Below are 26,403 nucleotides of genomic sequence, written 5' to 3'. Positions count from 1 at the left end.
CGCGGGCCTGGTCGGCAACCCGCGCGATGCCGCGGCGTGTAGCGCCGCTAACGCTCGGAAGAAGAGTGAGCGTGCTTGTAGAAGCCGCTCATCAGTTCGATGAGCGAATCGCGTTCTTCGCTGCTGGCGCGGTTGAGCGCGTGCGTCGGACCGTGGATCAGCTTGTTGGTGAGCGCCTGCGACAGCGCTTCGAGCACGGCAGCGGGATCGTCGCCGCGCGCGAGCAACTTTTGCGCTTTTTCGACTTCGGCGCGGCGCAGCGCGTCGGCCTGCGTGTGCATGTGACGGATGACGGGCACGATGCTGCGCGCGTCGAGCCACTGCATGAAATTCTGCACCCGCGTTTCGATGATCGTTTCGGCCTGCGCGACGGCGGCCTGGCGCGACGCATTGCCTTCGCGGACGATCGCGCCGAGATCGTCGACGGTGTACAGGAATACGTCTTCGAGCTTGCCGACTTCCGGTTCGATGTCGCGCGGCACGGCGAGATCGACCATGAAAATGGGGCGGTGACGGCGAGCCTTCACCGCGCGCTCAACGGCGCCAAGACCGATGATGGGCAGCGTCGATGCCGTACACGACACGATGATGTCGAACTCGTGCATGCGCGTGGGCAATTCCGACAGCGGGATCGCGCGGCCATTGAAGCGGTCGGCGAGACGCTGGCCGCGTTCGGCCGTGCGGTTCGCGACGACCAGCTCGCGCGGCTGTTGCGCGGCAAAGTGTGTCGCGCACAGTTCGATCATCTCGCCCGCGCCGATGAACAGCACGCGCTGATTCGACACCTTGTCGAAAATGCGCTGCGCGAGGCGCACCGCGGCGGCGGCCATTGAAACCGATTGCGCCCCGATTTCAGTCGTAGTGCGCACCTCTTTCGCAACGGCGAAGGTGCGCTGGAACAACTGGTTCAGATACGTGCCGAGCGCGCCGGCTTCCGACGCCGTGCGCACCGCATCCTTCATCTGGCCGACGATCTGCGTCTCGCCCAGCACCATCGAATCCAGCCCCGACGCGACGCGAAACGCGTGGCGCACGGCTTCCGACTGCGGCAGCGCGTACACGTGCGGCGCGAGTTCGTCGATGGTGATGTTGTGGTACTTCGACAGCCAGTGAACGGCGGCCTCGCGGGCGACCTGGTCGTCGGTGGCGCAGTAGAGCTCGGTGCGGTTGCAGGTGGACAGAATGGCCGCTTCCGGCGCCGTGCGGGCCGTGCGGCCGAGGAAGATGTCCTTGAACGTCGAGAGCGCCGGCTTGATCTGTTCGACCGGAAACGCCACGCGTTCGCGCAAGGCGACGGGCGCGGTGTGATGGTTGATTCCGATCGTTAGCAGTTGCACGGGGACGCTACGGCTTTTTGGGCACGGTATTGGGGCTATGGTTAGGCCCAATATTATAGCGTTTCCGCGATTCTTTCAGTCGGCGCGGGTTTATCCGCGCTATCCGTGTTTTCGACGGGAATCTGGTCCAGACGGTAGCCGTAGCCGTACAGCGGCGTAAGGGTGTAGCCGAATTCCGGCCGCAGTTCCAGCTTGGTGCGGATGCGCGACGCGTGCGTGTCGAGCGTGCGCGACTTTACGTCGCGGCGGCGCGACCAGACGGTTTCCAGGATGTGCGCGCGAGACACCGGCCGCGACATATTGGTAAACAGCAGCAGCGCGAACTGGAGTTCTTTCGGCGTCAGGGTGACGCTCTGTCCCCGAAAGCCGACGATAGAGCGGCCGGCGTCGAACGCATATTCGCCGAACATTTCGCGCACGCGGTTGCGCGGTCGGCGAATGCCGGCGCGGCGCATCAGCGCCTCGATGCGGGCCAGCATTTCGGGGCCGCGCACGGGCTTCGACAGACAGTCGTCGGCGCCCGATTGCAACATTGCGACCAGTTCGCTTTCGCGCGGCATTGTCATCATGGCGATGACGGGCAGGCCCGGCAGAACCTGGCGTACCCGCATGATCACGTCTTCCGCGGCGGCATCGCCGCAATAGGCGTCGGTGACGAGGAGATCGAAAAACTCGCTTGCGGCGCCCGTCAGAAAAGGCGCGCTGGAGGGGAAGTGATGACAGGCATGCCCCCCGGCAAGCAGTAGCCGGCCGACGATTTCCGCATGCCGGAGGTCAGGCTCAATAAGGGCAATTCGCATGGACAATGGGATGGGCGCAGCGATCTGGCACGGGAGGCTTTCAGCTTGCTTAACCTAACCCCGGCCCCTAAACTCAACCGCTACGCAGAAAGCCGCGTGGACCTTCTAGTGAAAGAGAAAAAATGCTAGCCATCGATAAAACAGCCGCCTATCAGAACAGTCTTAATTTGATGTGCGGTGGACGCTAATGGGCTGGCCCGGACTGATCATTCTTGGCGCCGTCGTTGGCGCGGCCAGCTGGTGGCTACATCCGCTGCGGCGCGCGAGCCATGTCGCGCTGTGGATGGCGATGCTGATCGGCGTGGCGGGTGCTGTCATTGCGCATATGGCCGGCAACGTCACTCAGCTCTTCCACGACGGCGACACGCTCGAGTGGCCCGTCTGCACCGCTATCGCGCTTGTTGCCGTTGCCGTGACGGTCGGCTTGTTCTCCCGTCGATGAATTCTTGCAGGTGAAACCGATGAACGTACGACTCCCCGAAACCGCCTCGATCCCCGAGCGCATTGCGCAACTGCGCAGCGCCATGAAGCAGGCTGGGCTCGCCGCCTGCCTCGTGCCATCGGCGGACCCGCATCTTTCCGAATATCTGCCCGGCCGCTGGCAAGGCCGCGAATGGCTGTCGGGCTTCACCGGCTCGGTCGGCACGCTGGTCGTGACGGCGGATTTCGCCGGGCTGTGGGTGGACAGCCGCTATTGGGTGCAGGCCGAGGCGCAACTGGCGGGCACGGGCATCCAGCTGATGAAGATGTTCGGCGGCCAGCAAAGCGCGCCGCACATCGACTGGCTTGCGCAGAACGTGCCGGCGGGCGCGACGGTTGGCGTCGACGGCGCGGTGCTGGGCGTGGCGGCGGCGCGCGCGCTGACCGACGCGCTGAAGGCTCGCGGCGTCGAGCTGCGCACGGACCTCGATCTGCTCGACACCGTCTGGCCGCAGCGTCCGTCGCTGCCGACGGGCGCCGTCTACGAACACGTCGCGCCGCACGCGAGCGTCTCGCGCGCGCAAAAGCTGGACCAGATCCGCCGCGCGATGCAGGAGAAAGGGGCGCAGTGGCACTTCATCTCGACGCTCGACGATCTCGCCTGGCTGCTGAACCTGCGCGGCGCGGACGTGAACTACAACCCGGTGTTCGTCGCGCACGCGCTGATCGGGTTGGAGCGCGCGTCGCTGTTCGTGGTTGACGGCAAGGTGCCGGTGGAACTGGCCGAGTCGCTCGCGCGCGACGGCATCCGCGTCGAGGCGTACGCGAAAGCGGCCGACGCGCTCGCCGCGCTGCCAAACGGCCAGACGCTGCTGATCGACCCACGCCGCATTACGTATGGCCTGTTGCAATCGGTGCCTGCTTCGGTGGCGATTGTCGAGGCTGTGAATCCGTCCACGTTCTTCAAGTCACGCAAGACGGAAGCCGAATCCGAGCACGTGCGCGCGACGATGGAGCAGGACGGCGCGGCGCTCGCCGAATTTTTCGCGTGGTTCGAAGGCGCGCTGGGCCGCGAAAAGATCACCGAGCTGACCATCGACGAGAAGCTCACGGCGGCGCGCGCGCGCCGGCCGGGCTTCGTCACGCTGAGCTTCGCGACGATCGCAGGCTTCAACGCGAACGGCGCGATGCCGCACTACCGCGCGACGCCCGCGTCGCATTCGACGATCGAGGGCAAGGGCCTGCTGCTGATCGATTCGGGCGGCCAGTATCTGAGCGGCACGACTGACATCACGCGCGTCGTGCCGATCGGTACGATCAACGACGAACATCGCCGCGACTTCACGACCGTGCTGAAGGGCATGATGGCATTGTCGCGGGCGAAGTTTCCGCGCGGCATCCGTTCGCCGATGCTCGACTCGATCGCGCGCGCGCCGATCTGGGAAGCGGGCGCGGACTACGGACACGGCACGGGCCACGGCGTCGGCTACTTCCTGAACGTCCACGAAGGCCCGCAGGTGATTTCACACTACGCGCCCGCCGAGGCGTGGACGGCGATGGAAGAGGGGATGATCACGTCGATCGAGCCGGGGATTTACCGGCCGGGCAAGTGGGGCATCCGCATCGAGAATCTGGTGCTGAACCGCGCGGCGGGAAAGACCGAGTTCGGCGATTTCCTCGAATTCGAAACGCTGACGCTGTGCCCGATCGACACGCGTTGCGTCGCGTTGAACCTGTTGAACGACGACGAGCGCGCGTGGCTCAACGCGTATCACGAGATGGTGCGCGCCCGCGTGTCGCCGCACGTGTCGGGCGACGCGAAGGCGTGGCTCGAGACGCGCACGCAGCCGGTCTGACGCGCTGCGTCGCGTTCCGCTGCGCGATCGATCGAAAGCAATTCGAGTCGATCGTGCAGCGGGTTTTCACACAGAATCCCATTCGCAGCTATGCTGACGAGTCGCTTCTAAACGGTGACTCGGCCTTTTAACGTCGCCGTTTCGCTCAATCCATATCACCAACGAATAGCGAGGCTCGCATGTCCGGTGTTGCCGTCATCGTCATCGACGTACAGCAGATGTTCTTCAGTGGACCTTCGCCCGCGTATCGCGGCGAAGAAGTCATCGACGGCATCAACCGGCTCACGGCTGCGGCGCGCAAGGCGAATGGGCCCGTCTTCTTCGTGCAGCATGAGAGCGACGCGAACGGACCGCTCGCGCGCGGCAGCGACGCGTGGCAGTTGCCCGCCACGCTCGTGCGCGAGCAAACGGACGCGTCGATCTACAAGACAGTCGGCGATTCGTTCCAAGAGACGGAGCTTGCGGACAAGCTCCGTCAACAGGACATCGATAGCGTGGTGATCTGCGGTTACGCGTCCGAGTTCTGCGTCAACGCAACGGCGCGCCGTGCCGAACTGCTTGGCCTGCGCACGACAATCGCCGCCGATCTGCACACCACGCAAGACAAGCCGCACCTCGCCGCCGACAAGATCGTCGAGCACCAGAACTTCGTCTGGACGAACTCGTCGATGACAGGCAAGCGCGTCAAGGTGCGTCCGCTCGCTGACATTCTGCAAACGGAGTTCGCATGACCATCAAGGCAGTCGTATTCGATTTCGGTGGCGTGCTGATCGACTGGAGCCCGCAGTATCTGTATCGCGAGCTGATTCCCGACGATGCCGAGCGAGCACGGTTCCTGTCCAACGTCTGCACGATGGACTGGGTGATCCGTCAGGACGGCGGCCAGCCGATCGCGGAAGGCACGGCTGAACTGGTCGCGAAGTTTCCCGAGCACGAAGCGCTGATTCGCGCGTTTTACGAGCGCTGGCATCAAATGGTGGCGGGCCAACTCGACGACGGCGTCGCGACTGTGGAGAAGCTCGAAGCCGCGAATGTGCCGCTCTTCGGCCTGACGAACTGGTCGGACGAGACGTTCCCATATGCGTGGGAGCACTACCCAGTGTTGCGGCGTTTCAAGGACATCGTCGTGTCGGGGCGCGTGAAGATGGTCAAGCCCGACCCGGCGATTTTCGCGGAGATGCTAAGCCGTATCCGCGCGCATCTGCCGGACATCGAGGCGCACGAACTGGTTTTCATCGACGACAACCTCAAGAACGCGGCTGCCGCGACGGAACTGGGCTGGCACGGCGTGCATCACACGAACGCCGCGCAAACCGAAGCGAAACTCCGGGAACTGGGTCTTCCGGTGTAAGACCGCGCTGGAGCGGGCCTCACTGTCCCAGCAAATTTTTTAGCGCGTTCCCAAGCCCTTTTACCGTTTCGCCCGCGCCCTTCGCGACACCCTCGGCGCTGACGCCCAGCGCCTTCGCGAAGTTCGCGCGCAGTTCCGTCATCACGCTTTCATTGAGCTTGAACTTCGGGTCGCGCAGATTACCGTCGATCACGAAGTGCAGCGTGATGTCGTCGCCGTGTTGTTTGAGCGCGGCGACGGCGGCGCGCGCCGGGATCTGCATGAACGTGTCGAGCGGGTCGTCCGTCGCGGCCAGTTGCAGATGATGCAGCGTCACCGTGCCCGGCGCGTGAATGTGATAGCTCGTCACCGTCGCCTGCAGGTTGAGGTCGAGCGTGCCGCCCGTCACCTGCGTTTTCGCGCCGGCCTTTTTCAACAGATAGGGATCGAGTGTCACGACATCGACGCCGCGCAGCGTCGTGGTCGTCTGAGAGTCCTTGCTGGCGATCTTCATCCAGCCGTCGAACGTCACCGTGCCCGTGTGCGCCGGCCCTTTGATCGAGCCTTTGACGGACAGACTGGTCGGTTCGGTGAGATCGGGCAGATGGATGTGGTCGACGCTCGCGCTCGCGTCACTGACTGTCACCTTGTAAGGCGGCTTGCGGATCATCTCGTCATAGAAGACGAACTGGCCGTCCGCGAATGCGATGTGGTCGATGAGTTTCTCGGCGGGTAGCGGCGGCCGGTTCGGCGCCGCGCCGCTCGCTTCGCTTGCCGACTGGCCGGGACGGCTCACCGTTTGACGCAGCTTCGGCAAGATTTCCAGCCTGCCGCTCGCGGTGCGCACGACCACGAGACTGAAGCCGCTTACCACGACGCTTTGCAGATGCACGCGATGCGCGAGCAGATCGCGGATGTCGGGTGTCATCGTGATTTCGTCGGCGGTGAAGGCGTCGGGTGTCGGCCAGTCGCTGGGTGCCGTCAGCCGGACGTGGCGCAGCGTAATCGCCGAAAACCCCACGTCAATACTTTCAGCCGTGCCGAGCGGCGCTAGCGCCTCGGCGACGCGCTCTTTCACTTCGTGTTGCACGAAATACAACCCGCCGAGCGCAATCACGACGAGCAGTACGATCGCGCCCGCGACAGCCAACGTCACGCGCTTGCCCATCGACATCGCCATGCCACCTCCTCGTCCGTGCGCTGGCCGTGGTTCGGGTTAGATAAGGGTGGATCTTGCCGCGCTTCGGCGAGCGGCGCAGACAGCGGGTGCCTGCGTCTGAAACTGCCTGGATCGAATGCGACTTGCGAGTGACGGGAGCAACTCTTATGCCGTCCGCATCGAACCGTGCAAAACGGCCCGGCTGCGGACGGCGATACAGCGCAATAGCGAAGGCTTAACGGGTGATCGGCTTGTAGCGCAGACGCTTCGGACGCGCCGCTTCTTCGCCGAGACGCGCGCGCTTGTCCGCTTCGTACTCCTGGTAGTTACCGTTGAAGAAGGTGACTTGCGAATCGCCTTCGAACGCGAGGATGTGCGTCGCGATGCGGTCGAGGAACCAGCGATCGTGCGAGATCACCATGACCGAGCCGGCGAATTCGAGCAGTGCGTCTTCGAGCGCGCGCAGCGTTTCGACGTCGAGGTCGTTCGACGGTTCGTCCAGCAGCAACACGTTGCCGCCCGCGATCAGCGTCTTGGCCAGATGCAGCCGGCCGCGCTCCCCGCCCGACAGATTGCCGACGATCTTCTGCTGGTCGCCGCCCTTGAAGTTGAAGCGGCCGATATACGCGCGCGACGGCGTTTCGTACTTGCCGACCGTCAGCACGTCCGCGCCGCCGGAGATCGCTTCGAACACCGTCTTCGAGCCGTCGAGCGCGTCGCGGCTCTGATCGACGTACGCGAGCTTGACGGTCGGGCCTTGCACGATTTCGCCGGAATCCGGCTGCTCCTTGCCCGTCAGCATGCGGAAGAGGGTCGACTTACCGGCGCCGTTCGGGCCGATGATGCCGACGATCGCGCCTGCCGGAATCTTCAGGCTCAGGTCGTCGATGAGCAGGCGATCGCCATACGACTTGCTGACGTTCTTGAACTCGATCACTTCATTGCCGAGGCGGTCGCCGACGGGGATGAAGATTTCCTGGGTTTCGTTGCGCTTCTGGTATTCCTGGCTGTTCAGTTCCTCGAAGCGGGCAATACGCGCCTTCGACTTTGCCTGACGGCCCTTCGGGTTCTGGCGCACCCATTCCAGTTCTTTCTTGATCGCCTTTTGACGCGCCGATTCAGACGCTTCTTCCTGCTTCAGGCGGTCTTCCTTCTGGTCGAGCCAGCTGCTGTAGTTGCCTTTCCACGGAATGCCGTGGCCGCGGTCGAGTTCGAGAATCCACTCGGCGGCGTTGTCGAGGAAGTAGCGATCGTGGGTGACGGCGACCACGGTGCCGGGGAAGCGCGTGAGGAACTGTTCGAGCCATTCGACGGATTCGGCGTCGAGGTGGTTGGTCGGTTCGTCGAGCAGCAGCATGTCGGGCTTTTGGAGCAACAGCTTGCACAGCGCGACGCGGCGCTTTTCGCCGCCTGACAGGTTCTCGATCTTCGCGTCCCACGGCGGCAGGCGCAGCGCGTCGGCGGCGACTTCGAGCTGTTGCTCGGGGCTGCCGCCGTCCGATGTCGCGAGGATGGCTTCGTACTTCGCCTGCTCGGCGGCGAGCGCGTCGAAGTCGGCGTCCGGTTCGGCGTAGGCGGCGTAGATTTCATCGAGCTTCTTTTGCGCCTGGAACACGTCGCCGAGACCATCTTCGACGGCTTCGCGCACGGTCTGTTGCGGATCGAGCTGCGGCTCCTGCGGCAGATAGCCGATGTTCAGGTTCGGCATCGGCGTGGCTTCGCCTTCGATGTCCTTGTCGACGCCGGCCATGATCCTGATCAGCGTGGACTTGCCCGAGCCGTTCAGGCCGAGCAGGCCGATCTTGGCGCCGGGGAAGAATGACAGCGAGATGTCTTTCAGGATTTGACGCTTGGGCGGCACGATCTTGCCGACCCGGTTCATGGTGAAGACGTATTGGGCCATTTGCTTACGCTTGAGTTGGGTTCGCGGTCCGCGCGACGGCGGACGGCGTTGGGTGAGTGGGTTTGGGTTTTGGTGTTGCTGGTATTTGCCGGGCGCAGCGGATCTTGGTTGGCGCGCGCCGCGGGCGGAAACGGTATTGTACTTCGTGTGTCTGCGACGCTTTTTGTTTGGGGTTTGGCACTGCGTGGGGCGCTGTTGTGTGGGTTTTTTCTCTGCTGAGCGTTGGGGTGGTTGCGGTTCGCACTTGGTTTCGCTGGCATCCGCGATGCGTTAGCTCGCTTCAAGCGTCGCCCCTGTGCGGGGCGGCACCTACTTTTCTTTGCCGCCGCAAAGAAAAGTAGGCAAAAGAAAGCGGCTCACACCGCCAGTGCTAGTTATTGCCTGAGGGCCCCCAAAGGGTCTTACGCTTCACACGGCAATCACGTGACCCACGTTCGTTGCCAAGGTCCTTGCGGTGCGCCTCACCCGCTTCACGCACCCGCGCTGCATCATGCCGTGCCAGATATTCCACCGCCGCCCAGGCGGCAAACTGTGTGTAGGCCGTAGTGTCTCGCACGCCTCACTTCGAACCGATAGCGCGCGCCTCCATGTAAGAGCGCCGAGCTATACACCGCGACAACCTACACACAGTTTGCCACCTGGGCGGCACATACCGTTCGCTGCTGCTGGCCCGTGCAAAAGCATTCGAAGCGGGTGGGGCGCTCATTCAAAGCGTTGGCAACGAGCATCGACCAGGGCACTTCGGTGCGAAGAGTGGGGACGTTGGGGGCCCGTGGATAAGAACAAGTGCTGGCGGTGTTAGCCGCTTTCTTTTGCCTACTTTTCTTTGCGGCGGCAAAGAAAAGTAGGTGCCGCCCCGCACAGGGGCGACGCTTGAAGCGAGCTAACAAATCGCGGATGCCAGCAAAAACGAAAGCAAAAACAAAGGCGAAAGCAAAAGCAAAACCGAAAGCAAAACCGCACAGCTCAATTGAGGCGGCGCCCGCTTTCCTCATCGAAGAAATGAACATGCTGCGCGGGCAACGCGACCTGAAGCCGTTCGCCGGCTTGCGGCCGATGCCCATGCGGCAACCGCACAGTCACATCGTGCTTGCCCCAGCGCCCATGCGCGAGATTATCGGCACCGAGCAATTCGCAAGAATCAACGGCAAGCGTGGCCGAAGGCACAGCGGCGTCCGAGGGCGTCATATGCTCCGGCCGAATTCCAAGCACACACGCCCGACCCGCCGCGACTTCGCGGCCAACGCACGGCACACCCGCCAAAGGCAACTTCGGCCCCTCTCCCGCAACTTCAAATAAAGCGCCATCCTCCGTGATCCAGCCGTTCAGCAAATTCATCCCCGGCGAGCCGATAAACCCAGCAACAAACGTCGTCGCAGGCCGCTCGTAGACCTCGGTGGGAGCACCGATCTGCTCCGCATGCCCGCGGTTCATCACGATCACACGCTGCGCGAGCGTCATCGCTTCGATCTGGTCGTGCGTCACGTAAAGGCTCGTCGTCTTGAGCCGCCCATGCAGCCGCTGAATTTCGAGCCGCATCTGCACGCGCAAACGGGCATCCAGGTTCGACAGCGGCTCGTCGAACAGGAACACAGCCGGCTCGCGCACAATCGCGCGGCCCATCGCGACGCGCTGTCGCTGGCCGCCCGACAGCTCGCGCGGCTTTCTCGACAGCAGCGGTTCGAGTTCGAGAATCTTCGCGGCCGTCAGCACCCGCGACTCGATCTTCGACTTCGTCAGCCCCGCAATCTTGAGCGCGTAGCCCATGTTCTCCGCAACCGTCATATGCGGATAAAGCGCGTAGTTCTGGAACACCATCGCGATGTTCCGATCCTTCGGCTCCAGGTTGTTGACGACCTTGCCGTCGATCGCAATCTCGCCCTCGGTGATCGCCTCCAGCCCCGCGACCATCCGCAGCAAGGTCGACTTGCCGCAACCCGACGGCCCAACCATCACGACGAACTCGCCGTCCCCGACGTCCGCGTTGATGCCGTGCAGAACGTTCTGCTTGCCGTCGTACGATTTCTTTACGCCTTTGAGCGCCAGTGCTGACATGACTCTTTATCCTTATTTTTCCGCATCCACGAGACCGCGCACGAACCAGCGCTGCATCGCCAGCACAACGACGAGCGGCGGCAACATCGCGAGCAACGTCGCGGCCATCACGAGATGCCATTCGGTTGCGGTGTCGCCGGAAGCGATCATGCTCTTGATGCCGACCACGGCCGTCGTCAGCGATTGCTGACTGGTGATCAGGATCGGCCACAGGTATTGATTCCAGCCGTAGATGAACGTGATCACGAAGAGCGCCGCGAGGTTCGTCTTCGACAGCGGCAGCACCACGTCCCAGAAGAAGCGCAACGGCCCCGCGCCGTCGATGCGCGCCGCTTCCATCAGCTCGTCGGGCAGCGTGAGGAAGAACTGGCGGAACAGGAACGTCGCGGTCGCGGATGCGATCAGTGGCAGCGTGAGCCCGGCGTAGGTATTGCTCAGATGCATCGACGAGACGACCTGCACAGTCGGAAAGATCCGCACTTCGACGGGCAGCATCAGCGTGATGAAGATCAGCCAGAACGCGACGTTGCGGCCCGGAAAGCGGAAGAACACAATCGCGAACGCCGAGATGATCGACACGGCGATCTTGCCGATCGCGATGACGAGCGCCATCACGAGGCTGTTAACGAGCATCGTGCCGAACGGGCTGGCCGCGTTGCCCGTGCCGTGCGTCCAGATGTTCGCGATGTTCTCGAACAGATGCGTGCTCGGCACGAGCGACAGCGGCACGTTGAACACTTCATGCTCGCTCATCGTCGCCGCGCAGAACGCGACGTAGACGGGGAACACGACCAGCACCACGCCGATCAGCAACACGACGTGGCAAAAGATATCGAAGCCGCGGCGATTCTCGATCATGAGTATTGAACCCTCCGCTCGATGAAACGGAACTGCACGACGGTCAGCCCGACCACGATCAGCATCAGCACCACCGACTGCGCGCCCGAACTGCCAATGTCGAGACCCTGGAAGCCTTCGGCGAAGATCTTGTAGATCAGCGTGCGCGTCGATTGGGCGGGGCCGCCGCCCGTCGCGGCGTCGATGATCGGGAACGTGTCGAAGAACGCGTAGACGAGATTGACGACGAGCAGAAAGAACGTCGTCGGCGACAGCAGCGGCAGCGCGACGCCGAAGAAGCGCCGCACGGGACCGGCGCCGTCGATCGCGGCCGCTTCGATCAGCGAGCGCGGAATGGCCTGCAGTCCCGCGTAGAAGAACAGGAAGTTGTAGCTGACCTGCTTCCACACGGAGGCGAGCACGACGAGGAACATCGCCTGACCGGGATTGAGCGCGTGATTCCAGACGATGCCCGCCTTGCCGAGCGCGAAGGTCACGAGGCCGATGCTCGGGTTGAACAGGAACGACCACAGCACGGCGGCAATCGCGGGCGCGACCGCATACGGCCAGATCAACAGCGTCTGATAGGCTCTCGCGCCGCGTGTCACGCGGTCGGCGCAGGCGGCGAACAGCAGCGAGATCACGAGACCCGACACGGTGACGAGCGCGCAAAAAATCAACGTCGTTTCGAACGATGCGAGATACAGCGGATCGCCAAATAGCTGCTTGAAGTTGCTCAAGCCGACAAATTCGCTCGACGTGCCGAACGCGTCCTGTGTCTGCGTCGATTGCCAGAGGGCTTCGCCCGCTGGCAGCAGAAAGAACAGCAGTGTGATCGCGAGTTGCGGCGCGACGAGCAGATACGGCAGGAGGCTGGTGCCGAAGCGGGAACGCTTGTCCATCGACGTCCTTAGCAACAGTGAACGGATGAGGCGCGCTTTACGCTAACGCGTTGAAAGCGCGCCTGTCTTGCGGATCAGCTACCCGCTTTCTCGAAGCGGCGCAGCAGTTCGTCGCCGCGCGACACCGACGAATCGAGCGCATCCTTCGGCGTCTTCTTGTCGGACCAGACCTGTTCGAGTTCTTCGTCGATGATCGTGCGGATCTGCGGCATGTTGCCCAGACGCAGTCCCTTCGTGTACGGCAGGGGCGGTTTGTTCAGCATCTGCTTGATAGCCGTGTCGCTGCCGGGATTCTTCTCGTAGAAGCCCTGTTGCTGGGTCAACTGATAAGCGGCCGTGGTGACGGGCAGATAACCCGTGTCCTGATGCCATTTCGCGGCGACAGGCGGCGAGCTGAGATAGGCGAGGAACTTCGCGACGCCCTTATATTCGGCGGGGTCCTTGCCCGACAGCACCCACAGGCTCGCGCCGCCGATGATCGCGTTCTGCGGCGCGCCCTTTACGCTCGCGTCGTACGGCATCATGCCCGTGCCGAAGTCGAACTTCGCGTACTTGCGGATCGTTGCCAGCGAGCCGGACGAGTTCGTGATGATCCCGCAGTCGCCGCTGTAGAACTTCGACACCGGTTCGTCCTTGCGGCCGACATAGGTGAATGCGCCTTCCTTCTGCATCTTCTGCAGGAACGTGATGTGCGCGATCTGCAGCGGCTTGTTGAATTCGAGCTTGGCGTCGGCGCCGTCGAAGCCGTTGTTCTCCGTCGCGAACGGCGCGCCGTGCCAGGCGCTGTAGTTCTCGAGCTGAATCCAGCTTTGCCAGCCCGACGAATAGCCGCACGACATGCCCGCTGCTTTCAGTTTCAGCGCGTCCTGCTCCAGTTCCGCCCACGTTTTGGGCGGTGTGTTCGGATCGAGGCCGGCTTTCTTGAAGGCTTCCTTGTTGTAGTAGAGGACGGGCGTCGAGCTATTGAACGGCATCGAGATCAGGTGGCCTGTCTTCGAGTCGCTGTAATAGCTGGCGATGGTCGGCACGAAAGCTTTTTCGTCGAGCGTCATGCCCGCCTGCTTGAACACGTCGGAGACGGGAATGACGGCTTTCTTCGCCTGCATCATCGTCGCGGTGCCGACCTCGTAGACCTGCAGGATCGCGGGCGCGTTGCCGCTGCGATACGCCGCGATGCCGGCTGCGAGCGTCTGGTCGTAGGTGCCCTTGAAGACGGGGACGATCTTGTAGTCGCTCTGCGATGCGTTGAAGTCGTTGGCGATCGTGTTCAGGCGTTCGCCGAGGGCGGCTTCCATTGCATGCCAGAACTGGATTTCTGTGGCGGCGTAGGCGGTTTGCCAGGTACCGAATGACAGAACGGCTGCGACGGACAGCGAACGGATGAGCGGCTTGCAATGCATCGAGAGTCTCCTTCTTTTACGGAAAGCGCGGATTGCGGTCGCGCGATTCTAGTTGTGGTCGATGACAGGAAAGCGTCGGTGAATTTTCTATATGTAAGGCTCAGTGCCGAACGGGCAATTTAACATCGGAAGAATAATCGGAGAAAGGGCGATTACCCGCAGCATCGATGGGTGCGCGTGCAACGAGGGCGAAAAAAAAGCCGCGTCGATGCGCGGCTTTGGTCAATTTGCGCCCCCGCGCGAAGCGGCGGGGAGGCATTTGACAATTGCTCGTCAGACGTTGAACAAAAAGTTCATCACGTCGCCGTCATGCACGATGTACTCCTTCCCTTCGGCGCGCATCTTGCCCGCTTCCTTCGCGCCTTGTTCACCCTTGTACGCGATGTAATCGTCAAATCCGATCGTCTGCGCGCGAATGAAGCCGCGTTCGAAGTCCGTGTGAATCGCGCCCGCAGCCTGCGGCGCGGTATCGCCGACATGAATCGTCCATGCGCGCACTTCCTTCACGCCCGCCGTGAAATACGTCTGCAGGCCGAGCAGCTTGAAACCCGCGCGAATCACGCGGTTCAGACCCGGCTCGTGCATGCCCATGTCGGCGAGAAACACTTCCTTGTCTTCATCGGCGAGATCGGCGATTTCCGCCTCGATCGCCGCGCACACGGCGACCACGGGCGCATTTTCCGTTTCGGCGTACTTGCGCACCGCGTCCAGGTGCGGATTGTTCTCGAAGCCGTCTTCCTTGACGTTCGCGACGTACATGGCCGGCTTGGCCGTAATCAGGCAGAACGGCCTGATCAGCAGAAGCTCTTCTTCCGTCAGATTCAGCCCGCGAACCGGCTTCGCCTGATCCAGTTGCGCGCGAACCTTTTCCAGCACCGCAGCGAGCTTCACCGCTTCCTTGTCGTTGCCGGACTTCGCGGCTTTCGCATAGCGTGTGAGCGCCTTTTCGACCGTTGCGAGGTCGGCGAGCGCGAGTTCCGTGTTGATCACTTCGATATCCGACACGGGATCAACCTTGCCCGCGACGTGAATCACGTTCTCGTCTTCGAAGCAGCGCACGACGTGCGTGATCGCATCCGTTTCGCGGATATTCGCGAGGAACTGGTTGCCGAGGCCTTCGCCCTTGCTCGCGCCCGCCACCAGACCCGCGATGTCGACGAATTCGACGACGGCGGGCACGATGCGCTCCGGCTTGACGATGCCGGCGAGCGCCGTCAGGCGCGCGTCCGGCACTTCGACCACGCCGACGTTCGGCTCGATCGTGCAGAACGGATAGTTTTCGGCGGCGATGCCCGCCTTGGTCAGCGCATTGAACAGGGTGGACTTGCCGACGTTAGGCAGGCCGACGATGCCGCATTTGAGGCTCATGAAGGTTCTCTACAAAATCAGGTGGTGACAGGCTTCGGCGAACGGAGCGCGGGCTACATGTGGCGCGGCGCGATGCTGGCCGCGGCCCGCAAGTCCGCTGGCGCCAGGTGCGTGCCAGAAGCACGCGCCGAAAACACGCGGCACAGGCGGACTGTCGTAAGACACCCGCCGCGCTGCAAACGCGCGCCGGAGGTGCCGGATAACCGAAAACCGCAATTGTAACCCTGTCCGGCGGCGCGCTCGCGGCAGCGGAGAAGCGGCGGCGCGCGCCGTTCGCTACGCGAGCGCGTGCATATGCAGTCCACAATCGACGAGACTTGTGCCCGACCTGCATCAATCTCCGCTCAAACAACGCCGAAACCGCGCCAAAAGCCTGTCCCGCCGATCCGTCCCCGGCACCCCTCACGGCTATAATGCCCGGATGAATGCTCACCATCAGTCCTTCGACGTCGCCGTGATCGGCGGCGGGCTCGTCGGCAAGACGGCGGCGCTTGCGCTCACGCAAAGCGGCCTGCGCGTCGCATTGCTCGCGCAGCATTGTCAGCCGCTGCCCGCCAACGCCGTATTCGACTCGCGCGTCTACGCGCTGTCCGCGAGTTCGCAGGCGCTGCTCGAACGCCTGCGCGTGTGGCAGGCGCTCGATGCTTCGCGGCTCGCGCCCGTTTACGACATGCGCGTCTACGGCGACGCACACGCCGAACTGCATTTCTCGGCGTTCCAGGCATCCGTGCCGCAGCTCGCGTGGATCGCTGAATCGTCGCTGATCGAACAGGCGCTCGATGCCGCGCTGCGCTTCCAGCCCAACCTCACGTGGCTCGACACGCGTGCGCAGGGGCTCGATGTCAAGACGGGCGGCGCGACGATCGGTCTCGCCAATGGCAACGTGCTCGAAGCGGATCTCGTGGTCGGCGCGGACGGCGCGCATTCGTGGGTGCGCGCGCAGATCGGCTCGAAGGTGAACCGGCGCGACTACCGGCAGACGGGCGTCGTCGCGAACTTCAAGGCCGGGCGGCCGCACGGCGAGACAGCGTATCAGTGGTTCCGCGACGGCGAGATCATCGCGCTGCTGCCGCTGCCGGATGGGCACGTGTCGCTGGTCTGGTCGGCGATGACCGATCACGCGAACACGCTCGTCAAACTCGATCCGGCGCAACTCGCGGCGGAAGTCGAACGGGCGACGATGGGCGCGCTCGGCACGCTCGAATGTGTGACGCCCGCTCAAGGCTTTCCGCTTGCGCTGCAAACCGTCGACCGGCTGGTCGCGCCGCGCGTCGCGCTGGTCGGCGATGCCGCGCACCTGATCCATCCGCTCGCCGGGCAGGGCATGAATCTGGGCTTGCGCGACGTGGCGTCGCTGGTGGACGCGATCGTGAATAAAGAGGCGTTCCGCGATATCGGCGACACAGTGCTGTTGCGCCGCTACGAACGCTCGCGCAGCGAAGACATTCGCGCGTTGACCATCGCCACCGATGGCCTGCAGAAGCTGTTCGGGCTGCCGGGCAATATCGCGCGCGCGGTTCGCAACACGGGCATGGCATTCGTCGGCGCGCAGCCGCTGGTCAAGCGCTGGCTGGTCTCGGCGGCGCTGGGCTGAACAATCAATGCGCCAGCCACGCGCCAGAAGGAACGGCGCGGCGGCGAGTGCGTCTGACAGGATCGAACGCAAGGCATACCATCTGCGCAGCACTGCCTGATGCACCCCACACGCATCGTTGCAACGGGGAACATTCCGGCACGCACCCGGAAACCCGCGCGGAACTTGAACACAGGCGCAGACGAGCGGCAAACGGGCCGCGCGCCGAATCGAATCAGGAGCAGCAGCATGAAGAAACGTATCCGCATCGCCGCGCTGGCGCTGGCCGTCGCGACCATCGGCCTCGGCTGTTCGGCGCAGGCCGACCAGACCACCGACAAGCTCAAGTCGACGCTGCAATCGCGTCTGAGCGAAGCGACGATCAAAAGCGTGTCCAAGTCGCCGATCGACGGGCTTTATGAGGTGAACCTCGGCTCGCAGATCGTCTATAGCGACGCGTCGGGCGACCATCTGATTCTCGGCGACATGATCGACGCGAAGACGCGCCAGAATCTGACGGAAGCGCGCCTGTCCGAAACGAACCGCATCGATTTCGCGAGCCTGCCGTTCGCGAACGCGGTGAAAGTGGTGAAGGGCAACGGCAGCCGCAAGATCGCCGTGTTCTCCGATCCGAACTGCCCGTACTGCAAGCAGCTCGAAACGACGCTGAAGTCGATGGATAACATCACTGTTTATACGTTCCTGTACCCGGTCCTGTCGCCGGATTCGACGGTGAAGTCGAAGTCGATCTGGTGTTCCTCCGACCGCGCGAAGGCATGGGAAGCCTGGATGCAGGATCACCGCGCGCCGACCGCGCCCGGCACCTGCGACACGGCCGCGATCGACAAGAACCTCGTGCTCGGACAGTCGATGAACGTGAGCGGCACGCCGACCGTGTTTCTCGCGGATGGACGTCGCCTGCCGGGCGCCGTGCCGGCGGACCAGCTGGACAAGGCGTTGTCGTCGGTGCGCTGAGTTGCGCGCATCGTCTGAATCTGTTTGAAAGGAGGCGCGCGGCGCCTCCTGTCGTTTTCTTCACCAGTTTCCACACACGAGCGCCGATGAAGCCGATCCGCTACACCATCGTTCCGAAGCATCCCGCCGCCCATCTCTTCGAAGTGACCGTGACCGTCGCCGAGCCCGATCCGTCGGGCCAGCGCTTCATGCTGCCCGTGTGGATTCCCGGCAGCTACATGGTCCGCGAGTTCGCGCGCAACATCGTAACGCTACGCGCGTTCAACGACGCGGGCCGCAAGGTGCGGCTCGAAAAGATCGACAAGCACTCGTGGCAGGCGGCGCCCGTCAAGGGCGCGCTGACGCTGCGCTACGAGGTCTACGCATGGGACCTGTCGGTGCGCGCCGCGCATCTCGACGACACGACGGGCTTCTTCAACGGCACGAGCGTGTTTCTGTCGCCGCTCGGGTTCGAGGACGCGCCGTGCGTCGTCGATATCCAGAAGCCGGCCGGTCCGCAATTCCACAACTGGCGCGTCGCGACGGCGTTGACGGAAGGGCGCGGCACGAAGCGCTACGGCTTCGGCGAGTACAGCGCGCAGAACTACGACGAGCTGATCGATCATCCCGTCACGCTCGGTGAATTCGAACTCGCGACGTTCAAGGCGCACGGCGTGCCGCACGACATCGTGATCGCCGGGCGCGTGATCGGTTTGGACATGGCGCGGCTGTCGGCGGATCTGAAGCGCGTTTGCGAAGCACAGATCGCGCTCTTCGAGCCGCGCTCGAAAAAGGCGCCGATGGACCGCTACGTCTTCATGACGCAAGCCGTCACCGATGGCTACGGCGGTCTGGAGCATCGCGCATCGACGGCGCTGATCTGCAATCGCGCGGATTTGCCCGTCGAAGGCCGCGACGAGACGACGGACGGCTATCGCACGTATCTCGGCCTGTGCAGCCACGAATACTTCCACACGTGGAACGTGAAGCGCATCAAGCCCGCCGTGTTCGCGCCGTACGATCTCACGCAGGAAAATTACACGTCGCTGCTGTGGCTGTTCGAGGGCTTCACGTCTTACTACGACGACCTGGTGCTCGTGCGCAGCGGCCTGATCAAGGATACCGACTACTTCACGCTGCTCGGCAAGACGATCGGCGGCGTGCTGCGCGGCAGCGGGCGCCTGAAGCAGACGGTCGCCGAAAGTTCGTTCGACGCGTGGGTCAAGTACTACCGTCAGGACGAAAACGCGGCGAACGCGATCGTCAGCTATTACACGAAGGGCTCGCTGGTCGCACTCGCGTTCGATCTGACGATTCGCGCGCAAACGCAGAACCGCAAATCGCTCGACGACGTGATGCGCCTGCTGTGGCAGCGCTACGGGCGCGACTTCTTCAAGGGCAAGAGTCAGGGCATCGAGGAAGCCGACGTCGAGGCGCTGTTCGCCGAGGCCACGGGCGCGGACCTGTCGGAGCTTTTCGCGGAAGGCGTGCGCGGTACGAGCGATCTGCCGCTCGACACGCTGTTGGCGCCGTTCGGCGTGACACTCGAAGCGGACGTCGATCCGAAGGGCAAGCCGTCGCTCGGCGCGCGCATGCGCGGCGGCGCGGACTGCACGGTGGCGGCCGTTCATGACGGCAGCGCGGCGCAGAAGGCCGGTCTTTCGGCGGGCGACGTGCTGATTGCCGTCGACGGCTTGCGCGTGACGGGCTCGAATCTCGACGCGCTGCTGTCGCGCTACCAGCCCGGCGCGAAGGTCGAGGTGCATGCGTTCCGGCGCGACGAGCTGCGCGTCGCGCAGGTCAAGCTGGACGGACCGGAAGTCTCGCGCTACAAACTCACCGCGAACGACAAACGCGCGGCGGCCGTAACGGCGCGCAAACGCTGGCTGGGCGGCAAGTAAGCGGTCGCCGAACCGTCTGCGCGGCAAGATCCCGGCGGCGGATTGTTCTATCGTTGCAACAATCCGTCGCCGCCGCGCTACTTTTTCCCGGGCGGGTAAAAAAACACAATGGCTCCACTCGCGCAACACAGCGCGCCCCTCACTGGAGTCACAGATGACTACGATCCTGCAAATCAACTCGTCGGCTCGCTCGCAAGGCGCTCAATCGACGCTGCTGGCAAACGAACTGACGGCGAAGCTGCAACAATCGAATCCGGGCGCGCAAGTCGTCGTCCGCAATCTGCACGAAGACGCACTGCCGCACCTCGACGACGCGATCCTCGGCGCGTTCTTCACGCCCGCCGAACAGCGCACGGCTGAACAGCAAGCCATCGCAGCCCGCAGCGAAGCGCTGATCGCCGAACTGCAAGCCGCCGACATCGTCGTGATCGGCGCGCCGCTGTACAACTTCGGTATCTCGTCGCAACTGAAGACGTACTTCGACTTCATCGCACGCGCTGGCATCACGTTCAAGTACGGCGCGAACGGTCCGGAAGGTCTCGTGACGGGCAAGAAGGTGTTCGTGGTATCGGCACGCGGCGGCAAGTACGTCGGCACGCCGGGCGACACGCAGACGCCTTACATGACGACGTTCCTCGGCTTCCTCGGCATGACCGACGTGAACTTCATCTACGCGGAAGGCCTGAACATGGGCCCGGACGCAGCGACCGCGGCACTGGCCGGCGCGCGCGAAGCGATTGCTGCTGCCTGAGCTGTCTGAAACGGTTATGCGGTGAGCCATCCGGCTGGCCGCTTGCTCTTCCGATACGGTGATCGCCCGTATCGCGACGGCAAAAGAAAACGCCACGGAACACAATTCCGTGGCGTTTTCTTTTTTGGGTTTTCGGCGGATGGGGTGCGCTTCAGGCGAACACTTCTCCCGTTTCCGGCAAACGCCAGTCGATGGTCTGACGGCCATGCGCTTCGAGAAATTCGTTGGCGAGCGCGAAATGCCGGCAGCCGAGAAACCCGCGATGCGCCGATAGCGGCGACGGGTGGGGCGCTTCCAGCACACAATGCGACTTGCCGCCGAGCAGCGCGCGCTTGGCCTGCGCGTGCGCGCCCCACAGCATGAACACGAGCCCATCGTGACGCATCGCGAGTTCGTGGATGAGCGTGTCGGTGCATTTTTCCCAGCCGCGCTTCGCGTGACTCGCGGCACGATCGCGTTCGACGGTCAGCACCGTGTTGAGCAACAGCACGCCTTGTCGCGCCCACGCATCGAGACAGCCGTGCTGCGGCGCCTCATGGCCGAGGCTCGCGGCGATTTCCTTGAAGATGTTGCGCAACGACGGCGGCGGCCGTACCGAAGGCGGCACTGAAAACGCGAGACCGTGCGCCTGCGGCGTGCCACGGTCTTCGCCGTGATACGGGTCCTGGCCGAGAATCACGACCTTGACGTCGTCGGGACTCGTGAGTCGCAGTGCGCGGAATACGTCGGCGGGATAGACGGTCTTGCCGGACGCGCGTTCGCCATCGACGAACTGGCACAGCGGCGCATACGTGTCGCTATCGATAAACGGTTTGAGGTGCGCGCGCCAGGCAGGCGGCAGGCCTTCGAATTGCGCTTCGAGCGTCTGAATCTCTGTGGCGGGAGAGGGCGCGGCGGCGCGGGTGTCGTCGTCGGTGAAGAGCGACGGCTGCGTCGGCGAGGTGCGGGAACGTTTTGCGGAATTCATGGCGGGCTAGTGTGGCAGCAAACGCGGGCGCGCTCAAGGTGCCACGCGCCTGCTTGGGTGTTTGCTGCTTTCGCCGCTTATTGCGAGTTGCTTTCGCGCAGACGATAACCACGCTGCGCCTTGCTCACATCATCGGGGCGCAAGCCATGCACGGCCTGCGCGATTTCCGCCGACAACGCGTTCAGCGCCCCCGCGTCACCGTGCTTCAGTTCCAACTCGATCTCGCAGATCGGTGCGCGGCGCGTTTCACCGTGTACGACCGCGACAACCTCGCCCTGGTCGACGGCCGCCTCGACGTCGGCGCCTTCGATGCGCACGTGCCAGATCGTCCGCGAGAAATTGGTGCTGAACAGCGGAATCAGGTCGTCACGCGCGCTGCGCAACGCTTCCTTCGACGGTTCGTCGTCACAGGCTGCGAGCAGCGCGTCGATCTCGAGCGCGTTGCCCTTGATGGGCATTTCCCACTCGTGCCGGCTGTGCAAGCCGCCACTCGACGTGCCGACCGTCTTGTACGTCTGCAGCCAGCCGTCCGGCGTGCGGCGCACGCGCACCGCGCTTTTCGCGCGCGCGAGCGTCAGCGACGGTGTGTCGTAATAGCTGTTTTCGAGCGTGATCGTGCGGCCCTTGCCACCGGCGCGTTGAATCAACCATTGCGTCGCGGCGCCGACCTGACCGGTCGGCAGCGACAGCTTGATCTCGTGTTCCATGCCCATCGCGCGGCTCGCTCTGTAACGTGGTGAGAATCAGAAGAACATCCGCGCAAGCTCCGCGCCCGGTTCTTCGGCGCGCATGAACGCTTCGCCGACGAGGAACGAGTTCACGTCCATCGCGCGCATCCGCTCGACGTCGCCGCGCGACATGATGCCCGACTCGGTCACGACGATGCGGTCGTCCGGCATCATGTCCAGCAGGCCGAGCGTGGTGTCGATCGATGTTTCGAACGTGCGCAGATTGCGGTTGTTCACGCCCATCAGCGGCGTCTTCAGCGTCAGCGCGTCGACCAGTTCGTCCTTGTCGTGAACTTCGACCAGCACCGCGAGGCCGAGCGAATGCGCGTACGCTTCGAGATCCTGCATCTGCGAGAGTTCGAGTGCCGCGACGATCAGCAGGATCGCGTCGGCGCCCATCGCGCGCGCTTCGAGGATCTGATACGGATCGACGATGAAATCCTTGCGCAGAACGGGCAGATCGCACGCGGCGCGCGCCTCTTCCAGATACTTCGCGCTGCCCTGGAAGAACTGCACGTCGGTCAGCACGGATAGACACGCCGCGCCGTGCTTCGCGTATGAACGCGCGATGTCCGCCGGTACAAAGTTGTCGCGCAGCACGCCTTTCGACGGACTCGCCTTCTTGACCTCGGCGATCACGGCCGCGAGACCCGCTTCATGCTTCGCGCGAATCGCGCCGACGAAATCGCGCAGATCGCGCGACGATGCCTGCAGGCGCAACTCTTCGAGCGGCGCGCTTTGCTGCGCGGCGCGCACTTCTTCGCGCTTGACGTCGATGATGCGGTCGAGAATATCGCTCATGTGAATTCCGTTTATTTCTTGAACTGTTGCGTGAAGCGGACCAGGTCGTCGACCTTCGCGCGCGCCTTGCCGCTCGCGATCGCTTCGCGGGCCAGTTGCAGGCCGTCTGCGATCGACTCCACGACGTTCGCCGCGTACAGCGCGGTGCCCGCGTTCAGCGTGACGATTTCGCGCGCGACGCCCGGCTTGTTGTCGAGTGCTTCGAGCAGCAACACTTTCGATTCCGTCGCGTCCGCGACTTTCAGCGTGCGGTTCGACACCATCTGCATGCCGAAGTCCTCAGGGTGAATCTCGTACTCGGTCACCTTGCCGTCGCGCAGTTCGCCGACCAGCGTCGCGCCGCCGAGTGACACTTCATCCATGCCGTCCATACCATACACGACGAGCACGTGGTTTGCGCCGAGACGCTCCATCACGCGAACCTGAATGCCGACCAGGTCCGGGTGAAACACGCCTTGCAACTGGTTCGGCGCGCCGGCGGGGTTCGTCAGCGGACCGAGGATGTTGAAGATGGTCCGCACGCCGAGTTCGCGGCGCACGGGCGCGATGTTCTTCATCGCCGGGTGATGGTTCGGCGCGAACATGAAGCCCATGCCCGTTTCGGCGATCGACGCGGCCACCTGTTCCGGCTGCAGATCGATATTGACGCCGAGTGCTTCGAGCACGTCCGCGCTGCCTGACTTGCTCGACACGCCGCGATTGCCGTGCTTCGCGACCTTCGCGCCAGCCGCCGCCGTCACGAACATCGTCGCCGTCGAGATGTTGAACGTGTGCGATCCGTCGCCGCCCGTGCCCACGATATCGACGAAGTTCGAGTTGTCCTGCACTTCAACGTGACGGGCGAACTCACGCATCACCGTGGCGGCCGCGGTGATCTCGCCGATGGTCTCTTTTTTGACGCGCAGCCCCGTGATGATCGCGGCCGCCATCACGGGCGACATGTCGCCGCGCATGATGAGACGCATCAGGTGCAGCATTTCGTCGTGGAAAATTTCGCGATGCTCGATCGTGCGTTGCAGCGCTTCCTGGGCCGTAATCATTTTGACGTCTCCTTGTTAAGCGCTGCGCGCCACGGCCTTCGACTGCTTCACGAAGTTTTCGAGCAACGCGTGGCCGTGTTCCGACAGGATCGATTCCGGATGGAACTGCACGCCTTCGACAGGCAGCGTCTTGTGACGCACGCCCATGATTTCGCCGTCGTCGGTCCATGCTGATATTTCGAGGCAATCGGGCAGCGACTCGCGCTCGATCGCGAGCGAGTGATAACGCGTGACGGTGAAGTGCTTCGGCAGGTCGGCGAATACGCCTTTGCAGTCGGTTTCGATCTGGCTCACCTTGCCGTGCATGATGGTCTGCGCGCGCACCACACGGCCGCCGAACGCTTCGCCGATCGCCTGATGGCCGAGACACACGCCGAGGATCGGATACTTGCCGGAGAATTCACGCAGCACGTCGAGCGTGATGCCCGCGTGTTGCGGATTGCTCGGTCCCGGTGAAAGGCAAATGCGCTCGGGGTTGAGCTTCGCGATTTCGTCGAGCGTGATTTCGTCGTTGCGATAGGTCCGCACGTCTTCGCCGAGTTCGCCGAAGTACTGGACCAGGTTATAGGTGAACGAATCGTAGTTGTCGATCATCAGCAGCATGGTCTGTCTCCGGTCAGAAATCGCTATCGAGGCCGTCTTGCACTTGCTCGGCGGCGCGCATCACAGCGCGTGCCTTGTTCTCGGTCTCTTGCCATTCGGATTCGGGCACCGAGTCGGCGACCACGCCCGCTGCCGCCTGCACATACAGATTGCCGTTGCAGATCACGCCCGTGCGGATCGTGATCGCGAGGTCCATCTCGCCCGTGAACGACAGGTAGCCGACCGCGCCGCCGTAGAGGCCGCGCTTCACGGGTTCGAGTTCGTCGATCAGTTCCATCGCGCGAACCTTCGGCGCGCCCGACAGCGTGCCCGCCGGGAACGTCGCGCGCAGCACGTCGAAATTGGTCATGCCGGGCTTCAGCGTGCCCTCGACAGAGCTGACGATGTGCTGCACGTGCGAATACTTTTCGATCACCATCTTGTCGGTCACGGACACCGAACCGATCTCCGCGATACGGCCCACGTCGTTGCGCGCGAGGTCGATCAGCATCACGTGCTCGGCGACTTCCTTCGGATCGTTCAGCAGTTCGGTGGCGAGTTCGGCGTCGCGCTCGGGCGTGTTGCCGCGCGGACGTGTGCCTGCCAGCGGACGGATCGTGACGATGCGGTCTTCGTTGCGCTTTTCCTGACGCACCAGAATTTCCGGCGACGCGCCGACCACATGGAATTCGCCGAAGTTGTAGTAGTACATGTACGGCGACGGATTCAGCGAACGCAGCGCGCGGTAAAGCGACAGCGGGTTGTCGCGATACGGTTTCGTCAGACGCTGGCCGACCTGCACTTGCATCAGTTCGCCTGCCGCGATGTATTCCTTCGCCTTGCGCACGGCGGCGAGGTAATCGTCCTTCTTGAACTCGCGGAAAATTTCGGTACGCACACTCGCCGACGTGACAGGCGGCTGCACCGTCGTACGCAGGCGCTGCTTCAGTTCGCGCAGACGCTGCTTGGCGCGCGTGTACGCTTCGGGCGTCGTCGGATCGGCGTAGATCACGAGGTACAGCTTGCCCGCGAGGTTGTCGATGACGGCGACTTCTTCCGTCAGCAGCAGTTGAATGTCGGGCAGGTTCAGATCGTCGGGCGGGGCCGTGTGCGCGAGCTTCTTTTCGATGTAGCGCACGGCGTCGTAGCCGAAGTAGCCGGCAAGACCGCCCGCGAAACGCGGCAGGCCCGGACGCAGTGCGACCTTGAAGCGGCCCTGGAACTGCTGGATGAATTCGAGCGGGTCGCTCTCGTGCGTTTCGATGACCTTGCCGTCTTTCACGACTTCCGTCACGCCGTTACGCGTGCGGATCAGCGTGCGCGCCGGCAGGCCGATGAACGAGTAGCGGCCAAAGCGTTCGCCTCCCACCACCGATTCGAGCAGAAACGAGTTCGCGCCGTTGCGCTCGGTTTGCGCGAGCTTCAGGTACAGCGAGAGCGGCGTTTCGAGGTCGGCCAGCGCTTCGGCGATCAGCGGGATGCGATTGAAGCCCTCGTTCGCGAGGGACTGAAATTCGAGTTCGGTCATGTTCCGATCCTGTTCGTGCGTCCGTGCGCTGCTAGCGTCGGACAAAGCGGGGGCTGCGTTACCGGTCGAATGTGCTCGTCACAGGTTGGGAGACCGGCGCGCGCTTTCCCGAACGCATGCACGGCTTCACAGCACGACGATAGTACGCAAGGTACACGACGGCTAGCTGAAACTCATTGCAGCGGTTGCGTGCCGGTCAAACCGGCGTTTC

24 protein-coding genes are annotated in these 26,403 nt (G+C 63.4%); 8 read left to right on the top strand and 16 right to left on the bottom strand.

All coding sequences use genetic code 11. From position 1 onward, the window contains the following. Positions 1–47 precede the first annotated feature (47 nt). Together hemA and C2L65_RS14055 are read right to left on the bottom strand one after the other, a co-directional pair. Complete coding sequence (gene hemA, locus C2L65_RS14060) at positions 48–1,337, bottom strand: glutamyl-tRNA reductase (protein WP_042313781.1); 1,290 nt, start codon at positions 1,335–1,337, stop codon at positions 48–50. Between the two features lie 53 nt (positions 1,338–1,390). Further along, complete coding sequence (locus C2L65_RS14055) at positions 1,391–2,137, bottom strand: response regulator transcription factor (protein ID WP_042313778.1); 747 nt, start codon at positions 2,135–2,137, stop codon at positions 1,391–1,393. A gap of 187 nt (positions 2,138–2,324) precedes the next feature. Between C2L65_RS14055 and C2L65_RS14050 the strand changes: the two genes are divergently transcribed. From C2L65_RS14050 to C2L65_RS14035, 4 genes are all read left to right on the top strand, one after another. Beyond that, positions 2,325–2,579, top strand: coding sequence for a hypothetical protein (locus tag C2L65_RS14050; RefSeq protein WP_035989060.1), 255 nt, complete (start codon positions 2,325–2,327; stop codon positions 2,577–2,579). Positions 2,580–2,598: 19 nt separating this feature from the next. Beyond that, positions 2,599–4,413 (top strand): aminopeptidase P family protein, encoded by a 1,815-nt coding sequence (locus C2L65_RS14045; RefSeq protein WP_042313774.1) that lies wholly within the window; start codon positions 2,599–2,601, stop codon positions 4,411–4,413. 179 nt (positions 4,414–4,592) lie between these two features. Next, on the top strand, positions 4,593–5,144 hold the full coding sequence (locus C2L65_RS14040; protein ID WP_042313772.1) for a cysteine hydrolase family protein: 552 nt from the start codon (positions 4,593–4,595) through the stop codon (positions 5,142–5,144). After that, positions 5,141–5,764 carry an HAD family hydrolase gene (locus C2L65_RS14035; protein WP_042313769.1) on the top strand — a complete coding sequence of 208 codons (624 nt, stop codon included), beginning with the start codon at positions 5,141–5,143 and terminating at the stop codon, positions 5,762–5,764. Before C2L65_RS14040 ends, C2L65_RS14035 begins: the two co-directional genes overlap by 4 nt. 19 nt (positions 5,765–5,783) lie before the next feature. On the opposite strand, the gene C2L65_RS14030 is transcribed toward C2L65_RS14035, so the two are convergent. The 8 genes from C2L65_RS14030 to ychF form a co-directional block, all read right to left on the bottom strand. Continuing rightward, a complete protein-coding gene (locus C2L65_RS14030) occupies positions 5,784–6,923 on the bottom strand; it encodes a DUF748 domain-containing protein (protein WP_042313767.1) in 1,140 nt (379 codons plus the stop codon). Positions 6,924–7,137: 214 nt separating this feature from the next. Then, positions 7,138–8,805: an energy-dependent translational throttle protein EttA gene (gene ettA, locus C2L65_RS14025; RefSeq protein WP_042313766.1), complete on the bottom strand. Its 1,668-nt coding sequence runs from the start codon at positions 8,803–8,805 to the stop codon at positions 7,138–7,140. 620 nt (positions 8,806–9,425) lie between these two features. Next, positions 9,426–9,815, bottom strand: coding sequence for a hypothetical protein (locus C2L65_RS45480; protein ID WP_156132419.1), 390 nt, complete (start codon positions 9,813–9,815; stop codon positions 9,426–9,428). Further along, positions 9,772–10,860, bottom strand: coding sequence for a sn-glycerol-3-phosphate import ATP-binding protein UgpC (locus C2L65_RS14020; RefSeq protein ID WP_042315875.1), 1,089 nt, complete (start codon positions 10,858–10,860; stop codon positions 9,772–9,774). Before C2L65_RS14020 ends, C2L65_RS45480 begins: the two co-directional genes overlap by 44 nt. Positions 10,861–10,872: 12 nt before the next feature. Then, positions 10,873–11,718, bottom strand: a complete 846-nt coding sequence (gene ugpE / locus C2L65_RS14015) for a sn-glycerol-3-phosphate ABC transporter permease UgpE (RefSeq protein ID WP_042315876.1) — start codon at positions 11,716–11,718, stop codon at positions 10,873–10,875. Next, positions 11,715–12,599 carry a sn-glycerol-3-phosphate ABC transporter permease UgpA gene (ugpA, locus tag C2L65_RS14010; protein WP_042315877.1) on the bottom strand — a complete coding sequence of 295 codons (885 nt, stop codon included), beginning with the start codon at positions 12,597–12,599 and terminating at the stop codon, positions 11,715–11,717. The genes ugpE and ugpA overlap by 4 nt, the downstream gene beginning before the upstream one ends. Before the next feature lie 74 nt (positions 12,600–12,673). Continuing rightward, positions 12,674–13,999 carry a sn-glycerol-3-phosphate ABC transporter substrate-binding protein UgpB gene (gene ugpB, locus C2L65_RS14005; RefSeq protein ID WP_042315879.1) on the bottom strand — a complete coding sequence of 442 codons (1,326 nt, stop codon included), beginning with the start codon at positions 13,997–13,999 and terminating at the stop codon, positions 12,674–12,676. A 273-nt stretch (positions 14,000–14,272) separates the two neighbouring features. Continuing rightward, a complete protein-coding gene (gene ychF, locus C2L65_RS14000; protein WP_042315881.1) occupies positions 14,273–15,367 on the bottom strand; it encodes a redox-regulated ATPase YchF in 1,095 nt (364 codons plus the stop codon). A gap of 421 nt (positions 15,368–15,788) precedes the next feature. Here ychF and C2L65_RS13995 point away from each other — a divergent pair, with 421 nt between their 5' ends. The 4 genes from C2L65_RS13995 (at position 15,789) to C2L65_RS13980 (ending at position 20,546) form a co-directional block, all read left to right on the top strand. Next, a complete protein-coding gene (locus C2L65_RS13995) occupies positions 15,789–16,961 on the top strand; it encodes a UbiH/UbiF family hydroxylase (RefSeq protein ID WP_042315882.1) in 1,173 nt (390 codons plus the stop codon). Positions 16,962–17,189: 228 nt separating this feature from the next. After that, positions 17,190–17,915, top strand: a complete 726-nt coding sequence (locus C2L65_RS13990) for a DsbC family protein (RefSeq protein ID WP_042315884.1) — start codon at positions 17,190–17,192, stop codon at positions 17,913–17,915. An 86-nt stretch (positions 17,916–18,001) separates the two neighbouring features. Beyond that, on the top strand, positions 18,002–19,795 hold the full coding sequence (locus C2L65_RS13985; protein WP_042315886.1) for a M61 family metallopeptidase: 1,794 nt from the start codon (positions 18,002–18,004) through the stop codon (positions 19,793–19,795). Positions 19,796–19,949: 154 nt separating this feature from the next. After that, complete coding sequence (locus C2L65_RS13980; protein ID WP_042315888.1) at positions 19,950–20,546, top strand: FMN-dependent NADH-azoreductase; 597 nt, start codon at positions 19,950–19,952, stop codon at positions 20,544–20,546. A gap of 151 nt (positions 20,547–20,697) precedes the next feature. On the opposite strand, the gene C2L65_RS13975 is transcribed toward C2L65_RS13980, so the two are convergent. From C2L65_RS13975 to trpE, 6 genes are all read right to left on the bottom strand, one after another. After that, positions 20,698–21,513, bottom strand: a complete 816-nt coding sequence (locus C2L65_RS13975) for a uracil-DNA glycosylase (protein WP_042315890.1) — start codon at positions 21,511–21,513, stop codon at positions 20,698–20,700. Between the two features lie 77 nt (positions 21,514–21,590). After that, positions 21,591–22,226, bottom strand: coding sequence for a CYTH domain-containing protein (locus C2L65_RS13970; protein WP_042315892.1), 636 nt, complete (start codon positions 22,224–22,226; stop codon positions 21,591–21,593). Positions 22,227–22,256: 30 nt separating this feature from the next. Beyond that, the gene (gene trpC / locus C2L65_RS13965; RefSeq protein WP_042315893.1) at positions 22,257–23,042 is read right to left on the bottom strand and encodes an indole-3-glycerol phosphate synthase TrpC; all 786 of its coding nucleotides are present in this window, start codon (positions 23,040–23,042) and stop codon (positions 22,257–22,259) included. 11 nt (positions 23,043–23,053) lie between these two features. Continuing rightward, positions 23,054–24,082: an anthranilate phosphoribosyltransferase gene (gene trpD, locus C2L65_RS13960; protein WP_042315896.1), complete on the bottom strand. Its 1,029-nt coding sequence runs from the start codon at positions 24,080–24,082 to the stop codon at positions 23,054–23,056. Between the two features lie 15 nt (positions 24,083–24,097). Next, positions 24,098–24,685, bottom strand: a complete 588-nt coding sequence (locus C2L65_RS13955; RefSeq protein WP_007580659.1) for an aminodeoxychorismate/anthranilate synthase component II — start codon at positions 24,683–24,685, stop codon at positions 24,098–24,100. Positions 24,686–24,698: 13 nt separating this feature from the next. Beyond that, positions 24,699–26,192: an anthranilate synthase component I gene (gene trpE, locus C2L65_RS13950; RefSeq protein WP_042315914.1), complete on the bottom strand. Its 1,494-nt coding sequence runs from the start codon at positions 26,190–26,192 to the stop codon at positions 24,699–24,701. Positions 26,193–26,403 lie beyond the last annotated feature (211 nt).

The organism is Paraburkholderia terrae (assembly GCF_002902925.1).
In the GTDB taxonomy this organism is placed as follows: Bacteria; Pseudomonadota; Gammaproteobacteria; order Burkholderiales; family Burkholderiaceae; genus Paraburkholderia; species Paraburkholderia terrae.
The sequence above is the reverse complement of the archived record's forward strand: the minus strand, read 5'-3'. Positions and strand labels throughout refer to the sequence as shown.

Bases quoted from the DNA above. Each gene is read 5' to 3' on its own strand.
- C2L65_RS14055 (WP_042313778.1), bottom strand. From the start codon at position 2,137: ATGCGAATTGCCCTTATTGAGCCTGACCTCCGGCATGCGGAAATCGTC.
- C2L65_RS14050 (WP_035989060.1), top strand. From the start codon at position 2,325: ATGGGCTGGCCCGGACTGATCATTCTTGGCGCCGTCGTTGGCGCGGCC.
- C2L65_RS14045 (WP_042313774.1), top strand. From the start codon at position 2,599: ATGAACGTACGACTCCCCGAAACCGCCTCGATCCCCGAGCGCATTGCG.
- C2L65_RS14040 (WP_042313772.1), top strand. From the start codon at position 4,593: ATGTCCGGTGTTGCCGTCATCGTCATCGACGTACAGCAGATGTTCTTC.
- C2L65_RS14035 (WP_042313769.1), top strand. From the start codon at position 5,141: ATGACCATCAAGGCAGTCGTATTCGATTTCGGTGGCGTGCTGATCGAC.
- C2L65_RS14030 (WP_042313767.1), bottom strand. From the start codon at position 6,923: ATGGCGATGTCGATGGGCAAGCGCGTGACGTTGGCTGTCGCGGGCGCG.
- ettA (WP_042313766.1), bottom strand. From the start codon at position 8,805: ATGGCCCAATACGTCTTCACCATGAACCGGGTCGGCAAGATCGTGCCG.
- C2L65_RS45480 (WP_156132419.1), bottom strand. From the start codon at position 9,815: ATGTTCATTTCTTCGATGAGGAAAGCGGGCGCCGCCTCAATTGAGCTG.
- C2L65_RS14020 (WP_042315875.1), bottom strand. From the start codon at position 10,860: ATGTCAGCACTGGCGCTCAAAGGCGTAAAGAAATCGTACGACGGCAAG.
- ugpE (WP_042315876.1), bottom strand. From the start codon at position 11,718: ATGATCGAGAATCGCCGCGGCTTCGATATCTTTTGCCACGTCGTGTTG.
- ugpA (WP_042315877.1), bottom strand. From the start codon at position 12,599: ATGGACAAGCGTTCCCGCTTCGGCACCAGCCTCCTGCCGTATCTGCTC.
- ugpB (WP_042315879.1), bottom strand. From the start codon at position 13,999: ATGCATTGCAAGCCGCTCATCCGTTCGCTGTCCGTCGCAGCCGTTCTG.
- ychF (WP_042315881.1), bottom strand. From the start codon at position 15,367: ATGAGCCTCAAATGCGGCATCGTCGGCCTGCCTAACGTCGGCAAGTCC.
- C2L65_RS13995 (WP_042315882.1), top strand. From the start codon at position 15,789: ATGAATGCTCACCATCAGTCCTTCGACGTCGCCGTGATCGGCGGCGGG.
- C2L65_RS13990 (WP_042315884.1), top strand. From the start codon at position 17,190: ATGAAGAAACGTATCCGCATCGCCGCGCTGGCGCTGGCCGTCGCGACC.
- C2L65_RS13985 (WP_042315886.1), top strand. From the start codon at position 18,002: ATGAAGCCGATCCGCTACACCATCGTTCCGAAGCATCCCGCCGCCCAT.
- C2L65_RS13980 (WP_042315888.1), top strand. From the start codon at position 19,950: ATGACTACGATCCTGCAAATCAACTCGTCGGCTCGCTCGCAAGGCGCT.
- C2L65_RS13975 (WP_042315890.1), bottom strand. From the start codon at position 21,513: ATGAATTCCGCAAAACGTTCCCGCACCTCGCCGACGCAGCCGTCGCTC.
- C2L65_RS13970 (WP_042315892.1), bottom strand. From the start codon at position 22,226: ATGGGCATGGAACACGAGATCAAGCTGTCGCTGCCGACCGGTCAGGTC.
- trpC (WP_042315893.1), bottom strand. From the start codon at position 23,042: ATGAGCGATATTCTCGACCGCATCATCGACGTCAAGCGCGAAGAAGTG.
- trpD (WP_042315896.1), bottom strand. From the start codon at position 24,082: ATGATTACGGCCCAGGAAGCGCTGCAACGCACGATCGAGCATCGCGAA.
- C2L65_RS13955 (WP_007580659.1), bottom strand. From the start codon at position 24,685: ATGCTGCTGATGATCGACAACTACGATTCGTTCACCTATAACCTGGTC.
- trpE (WP_042315914.1), bottom strand. From the start codon at position 26,192: ATGACCGAACTCGAATTTCAGTCCCTCGCGAACGAGGGCTTCAATCGC.